We start from the raw sequence: 9,680 nt of genomic DNA on the forward strand, positions 1-9,680 counted from the left end.
TTATTCTGTTGCTATGCCACCCGAAAGGTGCCTTGCCTACACCATAGGTGGACTTCGTCCGGTACGCAGAGTGTTGGTCGCCCACCGAAGTGACTACTTGGTCGCTAATATAAGCCAGCAACTAAAGTTACTGGCTGCTTCGGCTCACTTTTTCATTATATAAAAAACTTGTTCGTTACTACACCCACAAGTTTTTTATTTAGTTTATATAGTCTTCAAAGGCTCGTAATTTTTTATTATTAATTACTATGCTTGTATATATTTTTTAATCTAATATATGTCCCATTCTTTCTTTTTTAGTCTTTAAATAAAATGCATCATACTCTGAAGCCTCTATTTGTATAGGCACTCTGTCTTTTATTTCAAGTCCGTAATTATTCAAATACTTTATCTTATCTGGGTTATTAGTCATTATTTTTATGCTCTTAATTCCCAAATTTTTAAGCATTTGATAAGCCTCATAATATTCACGCATATCATCTCTAAAACCCAAAGCTATATTAGCATCCACTGTATCAAGTCCGCTGTCCTGAAGCTCATAAGCTCTTAATTTATTAACAAGTCCTATTCCTCTGCCTTCCTGACGCATATATACCATTATACCTCTGCCTTCAGAAGCAATTTTTCTCATAGCATAATCATACTGCTCTCCGCAGTCGCATCTTTTTGAACCTAATGCATCGCCTGTCAAACATTCAGAATGCACCCTGCAAAGCACATCTTCTCCGCTTGAAATATCTCCCATAGTTAAAACTACATGATGTTCTTTTGTTATTTTATTTACAAAAGTAAGTATTTCAAACTCCCCGTATTTAGTAGGCATTTTAGCCTTAGCATAAAGCTCCATCAAGTCCTCATTCTTTTTTCTGTAGTCTATCAAATCAGAAACAGTTATCATTTTAAGATTATGTTTTTTAGCGAAATCAATCAAATCATCTCTTCTCATCATATCGCCGTCATCTCTCATAATCTCGCAGCATAAACCGCATTCTTTTAATCCTGCTAGTCTCATCAAATCAACAGTAGCTTCAGTATGCCCCATTCTTACAAGTACGCCTCCGTCTTTTGCAAGTAATGGAAACATATGACCAGGGCGTCTGAAATCTTCTGGTCTTGAAGAATCATCAACTACTTTTAAAGCTGTGATTGATCTTTCCACTGCTGAAATACCTGTTGTAGTTTCAACATGGTCTATAGATACTGTAAAAGCTGTTTCATGATTATCAGTATTTTTTGTAACCATTTGATTTAAATTAAGTTTGTTTGTAAGCTCTTTGCTCATAGGCATGCATATCAAGCCTTTAGCATAAGTAGCCATGAAGTTTATATTTTCTGTAGTAGCAAACTCAGCTGCACAGATTAAATCACCCTCATTTTCTCTATCTTCGTCATCGGAAACAACTATTATTTTTCCGTTTCTTAAATCTTCTAAAGCCTCATCAATAGTGCTGTAAATATTTTCCATTTGAATGCTCCTTTTCATTCATTTTTAATTTTGTGCTTTTCCTAAATATTTTAAGCAAAAACACTAAAAGTATTAAAATCCGTTCTTAAGCAAAAACTCCATTGTGATATTGGATTTTTTACTGTCATTACTATTTTCTTTATCATCTTCTTTAAATGTTAAAAGCCTTTCAACATACTTGCCTATAACATCATTTTCTATATTAACCTTATCACCCTCTTTTTTATAATAAAGTACAGTTTCCTTTAATGTATGAGGAATAACAGCTATAGAAAAAGTATTATCAGTTAAACTTGCCACTGTTAAACTTATACCATCAACAGCAACAGAGCCTTTCTCTACTATATATTTCATTAATTGTCTAGGTACTTCAATAGTAAGTATAATAGCATTATCATCTTTTTTCATAGATTTAATGCTTCCTACTCCGTCAATATGCCCGCTTACTATATGACCACCAAATCTTCCGCTTAAAGTCATTGCTCTTTCAAGATTAACTCTGCTTCCATTTTTTAAACTTCCCAAATTAGTGCGGTTCAAAGTCTCCTGAGTAACATCAGCATTGAATATCTTATTATCAAAACTAGAAACAGTTAAACAAGTACCATTAACAGCAACGCTATCACCCAAATGCAAATCATCAAATATTTTATTTGCTTCTATAGTAATAACTTTGCTCTGTACCGATTTAACAATTCCTATTTCTTCAACTATACCAGTAAACATTATTGATATTTTCTCTCTTAAAATAATTTCTGTACTTTTTCCCGCCTTCGCTTGCCTACGGCACACAGAGTGGCGGGCTTCACCAAAAGTACCAAAAAGTGCAAGTGTAAAATTAATTATATGTAAAGCTAATATATTTTATCTATAAATTAATAATTTAAATAGTATTCCAAAAATAAATCATCATCTATTTTTGTTATATCTCCGCATATAAGTCTAAAAGCATTATTAGGATCATCTATACCTTCGCCACCTATAGGGCTTTTTGCTTTAATGCCTCCAAATATTTTTGGTGCTATATAAACTAAAACCTTATTTACCAATCTTTCTTCTATCAAACTAGCATGCAAAGAAGCACCTCCCTCTACATACACACTATCAATATTTTTATCTTCACCTAATATTTTCATTAATTCTTTTAAGTTTACTCTTCCATTATCACTTTCTGTTTTTATTATTTCAATTCCTAAACTTTCAATCTCTTTTATTTTTTTTCATCATTACTAACAGTAGCTATAAAAGTTTTTATTTCTTTTGCAGTTTTACAAATATTAGAGTTCAAATCTATTTTTAGAGAACTATCTAAAATTATCCTTATAGGGTTTCTGGTATTTGGAAGTCTGCAATTAAGAGTAGGATTATCTTCTATTACAGTATTTATTCCAACCATTATGGCAGAGTACTTATTTCTAAATCTATGAGAATGTTCTCTTGATTTTTCTGAAGTTATCCATTTTGACTTTCCGCTTGACGATGCAATTTTACCGTCAATAGTCATAGCATATTTCATCACAACAAAAGGTCTTTTATTTGCTATATAATAAAAGAACACTTCATTTAATTTTCTGCACTCTTCTTCAAGAACATTAACTATAACTTCAATTCCAGCATCTTTTAATTTTTTTATGCCGTTACCTGCAACTTTAGGGTTAGAATCAACACACCCTATAATAACTTTTTTTATTTTATTTTTTATAATAGCATCAGCACAAGGAGGAGTCTTACCATAATGAGAACAAGGCTCTAAAGTTACATATATGGAAGCTCCTTCAACATCTTCTCCTTTTTTTTGGGCATCAAGAAAGGCATTAATTTCAGCATGATTTTCACCGTATTTTTGATGATAACCTATACCTATAATTTTATCATCTTTCACTATTACAGCACCAACCAAAGGATTAGGACTAGTAAAGCCTTCTCCTTTTTTTGCTTCTTCAATAGCCATTCTTATATATTTTTCATGCATCTTTTCTTGCATAATACTAATACTCTTAAAAAACAATTTTTTATTTTTTAAATCTTTGGGTTTAATTTTGGAAGTGTTTTATTAAAGCAGAAACAAAAAAACTCTAAATGTTAAAACATAACAAATAGAGCCTTAATTTTTAATATGTAGTAAGTTTACATTAACATCTTCTACCATCCAGACTTTAACTGTCGGTTTTGGAGTTTCACCAAATCGGCTGTTTCTGAAAAAAGAATAGTTTTCAAAAAAGCTCGCGGACTTTACCGCCGGTATGGAATTTCACCTAGCCCCGAAGATTTATTATACTAATATTATAATACAAAAAAAATTCATTGTCAAGTATAACGTAGATTTGATTAAAATATTTAAACTAATTAAGTACATGCGTAGATAAAAGTGTAAAATTTAAATAACGCTAGGGTGGGCGTACTTTTTGATGTATAGACTTGTATATTTAATTAAATCCGATATAAAAAAATAAAGCTTTTAAATCTAAAAGGGCGGGAATTAGAGTAAAGTTTTAAAATTTATTTTCATACCCACCCTTTAAATTTTTAATATTATCTGTTATTTATAAATAATTTTTATTTTTTAGCTTTTACTGTTACTCTGGCTGCCCACCCAAGTGATTTTTAAATTTGTAATATTATTTAACGCACGTTTAACTTTATCCTTATAAGTAATAAAAATTAGAATTGTTAATCAATTTATGTTTTTTAATCCGTTCTGCGTGCGTAAAATAAAGTGAAAATATAAATCATAAATCAGTATTCCAATTAGCAGACTGAATAATAACATCTATATCACTGTATGCCTTTGAAAGTTTATCAGCTTCTGCCTGAATCTCTTTTACATTAACTAAAACTTTCATCTTTATTTCATTTTTAGCATTTCTATAATCTTTGCTGTTAAGCTCTTTTAAAACAGTTTTATAAATATCTAATTCTCTATCTAATTTATCTCTTATGTTTATGGCATCAGCAATAGATATTCCTATATCAAGTTTTGTTTCATGTTCTTTATTACTTATTTTTACAATTAAATCTGAAAGCTCATTATTTACATCAATATATTCTTTTATTAAATCATTAGGATTTTCATTGTTTTCATTATCATCTCTTAGTACAACATTACTTTTTATTCTCTTTTTAATATTTTCCTGTCTTTTAATATATTCATCTTTTTTTAATAAAGCTTCTCCTAATTTCATAATATCTCCTATTTTTTTTATTTTTAATTGTTATAATATGAATAAAGTATAATAGAAAAGTTATTCTAGTCAATAATAATTTTAAGGTGATTTATTATAGAAAAATTTTATTTGAGTCTATTTTATTATTATTATTTTAATAAGCTGCAATATATATGTAAATGATAATATAGGCATTTTAATATTCGATGAAGATGCTAAAGGAAACAGATTGACAAATGAAACATTAACTTTTATACTGCTTAAAAGAGAAGATAAAACATCATTTAATAATATAACATATATATCTGGACAAATAGATAATAAAAACGGCAGCCAAAATATAAAATACATAGAAGAAGCTAAATATATAAAGGATATTAAAGATACAAACAGTTTTCAGTATTTAAATATTGATAATAGTAAAATGATGATTGATTATAATAAAAAAAGAATAATATTTACAGATTATGACGGAAAGAAATATACTCTGCCTTTAAATAATTCTGAGGATACTTGGATTTATAAACTTATTTCTGATAGTACAAATTTATAATTTTTTAATATGTGATATAATATTAATTTATTAGTTTGCATTCTTTTATAAAGGAATGTATATTTTTAATTATATAATTAATAAAAGAGAAGCAGATGAAATATAAATTGATAATAATATTATTACTTATAATACTTTCATGCAAAAATAATAATAGAGAAAATAATATGATCTCTGTAAATAGAGATGAAATAGAGCCTAATGATAGTTTAGAATATTCACAGTTTATAGACACAAGTACTTCTATAAATGCTAGTTTTAAAAGTGATGAAGATATAGATTATTACCAGATAAAACCCACCAATGCATCGGTTATGGATTTATCTATTTATGCAAACAAATTGGATATAAATTTAACTTTGATATCATCTTCAAACAGCAATGTAATTAATATTAATACAAAAGATATTGAAAATTATAAAGGCTTTATTGAATTAAAAGATTTTATGTTTTATGATGATAGTTATTTTCTTAAATTAAGTTCTGATAAAGAGGGTAAATATGATTTGAGATTTGAGTTTAAAAATGATTATTTTCCTTCTAATGAGATAGAGCCTAATAATAATATTAATTCAGCAAATATAATTAATTATCCCAATGAATTAGTTTACGGATATTTTTTGTATAATGATTTTGATATAGATGAAAATATAAAACCTTATATAAAAAACTCTGATATAACAGATATAGATATTTATAAAATAGAAAATGATACAGATATAAATACTTCTATTAATATAGTTCTTGAATATTCAAAGGATATAGAGATGCTTTTATTTGATGAAAATTATAATTATATAAAGAAATCAATTAACAGATTAAATACAAGTTTTGAAGCTGGAAGTAAGTATTATATAGCATTAGTCTGCTTTGGAAACAAATCAATTATGGAAAGATACACACTTCATTATGAGTTTAATTGATTAAAATGTATGCTATTGACAAATCAGTATTTTTAATATAAAATTATCTTTACTATTAAAAGTAAGAAATAATTTTGGAATATTATAATGAATAATTCTTTTTTGCACAAAAAGTTAAAAAAAGCCTTCTCTCTTTGGGAGTGTTAAATTATTGATATTTTGCAATATATAATAATTTTTAAAATTCAGCCTCCCAAAATAAGGGGGCTTTTTTTATATTTTTTATTGTCATTAACATTTATCATTAAAATATTTTTATAATTATAAAAAATGTATATATTAATTAGGAGTAAACTTTATGGAACATTATGGTATGTTAGGTATTATACCGCCTCTTTTGGCCATTATACTTGCTTTGGTCACAAAAGAAGTTATCATCTCTCTTACGCTTGGTATACTTTCTGGAACATTGATAATAGCACATGGAAATATATTTACAGCTATTACAATATTTACAGATAAGGTTGCTGAAATGAGCGGTGATGCTTGGAATATACGCATACTTTTATTTTGTGCTTTGCTTGGTGCTTTTGTGAGCATGCTTTCAAAGACTGGTGCTACTAAGGCATTTGGTCTTTGGGCTAGTAAATATTTAAAAACAAAAAAGAGCATACTTATATTCACTTGGTTTTTTGGACTTATTATATTTATAGATGACTATTTCAACAGTTTATCTGTAGGTACTGTTATGCGTCCTGCTTTCGACCAGAATAAAATTTCAAGGGCTAAACTAGCATATATACTAGATTCAACTGCTGCTCCTGTTTGTATACTTGCTCCTATATCTACTTGGGTTGTTACTGTTATGAGCTATATTAGAGATTCCGAAGGTTTTGAATCTTTAAATATCAGCGAATTTGTTTTCTTTATAAAAATGATACCTTATTCTGTTTATCCGCTTTTGGCTTTGGCATTTGTAGTTCTTATGGCTTTGGTATTTAAAGATTTCGGACCTATGAAAAGAAGTGAAGATAATGCCCAAAAAGGAAAATTATTTGATGAGGAATTATACGGTGATTGCCCGGGTAATTTGGAAAGCTCTTCAAATGATACTGCTAAATGGTATGACATGGTTATAGCGATAGTTGTTCTTATTATAGTATGTATAGTGATGTTTCCAGTTACAACATATATGGGATTAATAGGAAAAGAAGGGATAGATACTTTTTCTGCTGCTATGTCTAGCATATCTTTAAATCAGGCTTTTTTGGATACTGATGCTTCTAAGGCTTTATTTTATGGGGCAGTTATTTCTATTATAATAATGTACATATATTATATGGCTAGAAGATTATTAAATATACGTTCAGCTGGTAACTCTATAATAGAAGGTATAAAATCAATGGTTCCAGCTTTAGTAGTACTTGCATTAGCTTGGTCTATAGGAAGTGTTATAAAATCAAGCCCTGAAGACGGAGGACTTGGTCTTGCTGCTTTTCTTTCTGAGGCTGTAAAAGGAGGCGGTTTCCCTCTTTGGATACTTCCTGCTATAGGATATTTGCTTGGCTGCGTTATAGCTTTCTCTACTGGTACAAGCTGGGGTACTTTTGCTATACTAATACCTATAGTTATACCTATAGCTAATGGACTTGCTGCTGGAAATGGATATACTGGAGATGCTCTTCTTAATATTCTTCTTATAAGTGTAGGCTCTGTTGTTTCTGGAGCTGTTTTTGGTGATCACTGTTCGCCTATATCTGACACTACTATACTTTCTTCTACTGGAAGTAATTGTCCTTTACTTGAGCATGTGGCAACTCAGATTCCTTATGCTGGATTAGTTGCTATTTCATCATTTGTAGGTGTTGTAGTAGGAGGTATTACTTTAAGTCCTATAGCTGCTTTATTAATAGGTTTTATAGTGATGTGTATACTTGCTTTGCTTGCACCTAAATTCTATGACAGAGTATCTCTTCTATATAAAAAAAATATATCAGAAGATTCTAAATAATTATAGCTTTTTAATATTTATGCTATTATATTGTAGGGATTAGAATAAAATATTTTTTCTAATCCCCACCCTTTTAGATTTAAAAGTTTTATTTTTTTAATAGGTTCTGATAAAATCTATAAGTCTATATTTTTTAAGTACACCCGCCCAAGCGTTATTTAAATTTAAGATTCTCCTAAACGCACGCAGCATGAAACATTTATATATAATACAAATTAAAATTAATAATAGGTTTATATCTAAGAATCGATTAAACGTGCGTTGAATAATGTTATAAATTTAAAACGCACTTGGGTGGGCAGTCATAATAACAATCAAAGTAAAAACAGAAAAATAAGCTATAAATAACAAATATTATTCAAAAATTTAAAGGGTGGGAGTAAAAATAAAATCTAATTGACAGTTAAATAATATTTGTAAAGTTCTTTCTTTGTTGAATATAAACTTACACCCTTTATAGGACTTATTTTTAACGTAATAGTTGCAAGTTTTATTTTTTTGAATTATTGGAATTATTAATATATAAATAACGCTCTTTTAATGAATTTATAATATTAATAGTAATACCTTTATCATTTGCCCCATTATTATAATAATCATAAACTCCCCTACTCTCTTCTGTATTATAATCTATTTTATTACTCTTAAGTATCTTAAAAAAATGATTCTCTGTAAATCTGCTTGTAAATATTATAATCTTCAAATCTTTATTTGTTATTATTTCGCTTAATATATTATTGTATTCAAGTATTATTAAGTCAGTATCTCTGGCACTCTCTTTATTTTTTCTTTTGCATTTTAAGAAAACATCAGCTATACCTACCCTATTTTCTTCAAAAAGTTTTTTTTATTTTGTTTTGATGAAATTAAATTATTATAATCAATGTCAAAACTGTATGATATTATCTTCCAGAACTCACTTCTCTTACTTGCATAATACCAAGCATTTTCTTTTTCTTTGCTGCTTAATTTTTCAAACTTTTCTATATTTGAATAATTAGGAACTGGAAAAGTACCTAGTATCAAAACTCTCATTCTATCAGGAAAGAAGTTAATATCATCAAATAAATGTTTTTCTATATCCATTATTAAAAATCATCAAAAATTATTTTCTTATTATCCAAATTATTATAGAGCATATTATTATTATAATACCCAAAATAAATGTAACTACTCTAACCCCAATCTCTCCAAACATCTTATATATATTCATCATAAAATTTGAACTGTTATAGTTTAGAAGAAAATACCATTTAAAAACAGCAGCTAAAATAAATAAAATGCCCGCTAATATTGCAAACAAATATGGAAACTTTTTTATAATCTCTTCATATCTCATAATTAATAAAACCAATAATTATTGATAATATTAAATTATAATAAGACAGGCAATAATAAATAATATTATAAAAAATTACTGAACTTTATTCCAAATATTATTAAGTTTTTCCTGCATTATAAGAGAAGAAATGTTTACTATAAAAATTAATCCCGTAGGAAAAAGAGTAAAAAGCATGATTAAAACTTCTGATTTTGCAGGAGAGCTTATTAATTCTAATGTCAAAATAAAAACATTAAATAAAATATTAAAGAAATAAATAACAGCAACTGCAATATCAATAAT

General features: G+C 27.9%; 7 protein-coding genes, 3 pseudogenes and 1 riboswitch. Of the genes and pseudogenes, 3 read left to right on the forward strand and 7 right to left on the reverse strand.

The genetic code is table 11. From position 1 onward, the window contains the following. Positions 1-265: 265 nt before the first annotated feature. From KQ44_RS11070 to KQ44_RS11085, 4 genes and pseudogenes are all read right to left on the reverse strand, one after another. The gene (locus KQ44_RS11070; RefSeq protein ID WP_096737446.1) at positions 266-1,465 is read right to left on the reverse strand and encodes a bifunctional 3,4-dihydroxy-2-butanone-4-phosphate synthase/GTP cyclohydrolase II; all 1,200 of its coding nucleotides are present in this window, start codon (positions 1,463-1,465) and stop codon (positions 266-268) included. 72 nt (positions 1,466-1,537) lie between these two features. Continuing rightward, positions 1,538-2,191: a riboflavin synthase gene (locus KQ44_RS11075; protein ID WP_096737447.1), complete on the reverse strand. Its 654-nt coding sequence runs from the start codon at positions 2,189-2,191 to the stop codon at positions 1,538-1,540. A gap of 149 nt (positions 2,192-2,340) precedes the next feature. Continuing rightward, positions 2,341-3,449, reverse strand: a pseudogene (gene ribD, locus KQ44_RS11080) (bifunctional diaminohydroxyphosphoribosylaminopyrimidine deaminase/5-amino-6-(5-phosphoribosylamino)uracil reductase RibD). A gap of 149 nt (positions 3,450-3,598) precedes the next feature. After that, a riboswitch (FMN riboswitch) is annotated at positions 3,599-3,738 on the reverse strand. 456 nt (positions 3,739-4,194) lie between these two features. Beyond that, on the reverse strand, positions 4,195-4,647 hold the full coding sequence (locus KQ44_RS11085; protein ID WP_096737448.1) for a DIP1984 family protein: 453 nt from the start codon (positions 4,645-4,647) through the stop codon (positions 4,195-4,197). 211 nt (positions 4,648-4,858) lie between these two features. Between KQ44_RS11085 and KQ44_RS11090 the strand changes: the two genes are divergently transcribed. The 3 genes from KQ44_RS11090 (at position 4,859) to KQ44_RS11100 (ending at position 8,056) form a co-directional block, all read left to right on the forward strand. Beyond that, a complete protein-coding gene (locus KQ44_RS11090; RefSeq protein WP_240516612.1) occupies positions 4,859-5,182 on the forward strand; it encodes a hypothetical protein in 324 nt (107 codons plus the stop codon). Between the two features lie 95 nt (positions 5,183-5,277). Further along, positions 5,278-6,105, forward strand: a complete 828-nt coding sequence (locus KQ44_RS11095; RefSeq protein WP_096737450.1) for a hypothetical protein — start codon at positions 5,278-5,280, stop codon at positions 6,103-6,105. A 298-nt stretch (positions 6,106-6,403) separates the two neighbouring features. Then, positions 6,404-8,056, forward strand: a complete 1,653-nt coding sequence (locus KQ44_RS11100) for a Na+/H+ antiporter NhaC family protein (protein ID WP_096737451.1) — start codon at positions 6,404-6,406, stop codon at positions 8,054-8,056. Positions 8,057-8,448: 392 nt separating this feature from the next. Here the strand turns inward: KQ44_RS11100 and KQ44_RS15470 are convergent. The 3 genes and pseudogenes from KQ44_RS15470 to KQ44_RS14605 all read right to left on the reverse strand — a co-directional run. Next, positions 8,449-9,142: pseudogene (locus KQ44_RS15470) on the reverse strand (uracil-DNA glycosylase family protein). Between the two features lie 19 nt (positions 9,143-9,161). Continuing rightward, positions 9,162-9,395 carry an Imm17 family immunity protein gene (locus KQ44_RS11110; RefSeq protein WP_096737452.1) on the reverse strand — a complete coding sequence of 78 codons (234 nt, stop codon included), beginning with the start codon at positions 9,393-9,395 and terminating at the stop codon, positions 9,162-9,164. 75 nt (positions 9,396-9,470) lie between these two features. Then, a pseudogene (locus KQ44_RS14605) lies at positions 9,471-9,680 on the reverse strand (hypothetical protein); the annotation flags it as partial.

The sequence above is a fragment of the Brachyspira sp. G79 genome, assembly GCF_002379365.1.
Taxonomy (GTDB): domain Bacteria; phylum Spirochaetota; class Brachyspiria; order Brachyspirales; family Brachyspiraceae; genus Brachyspira.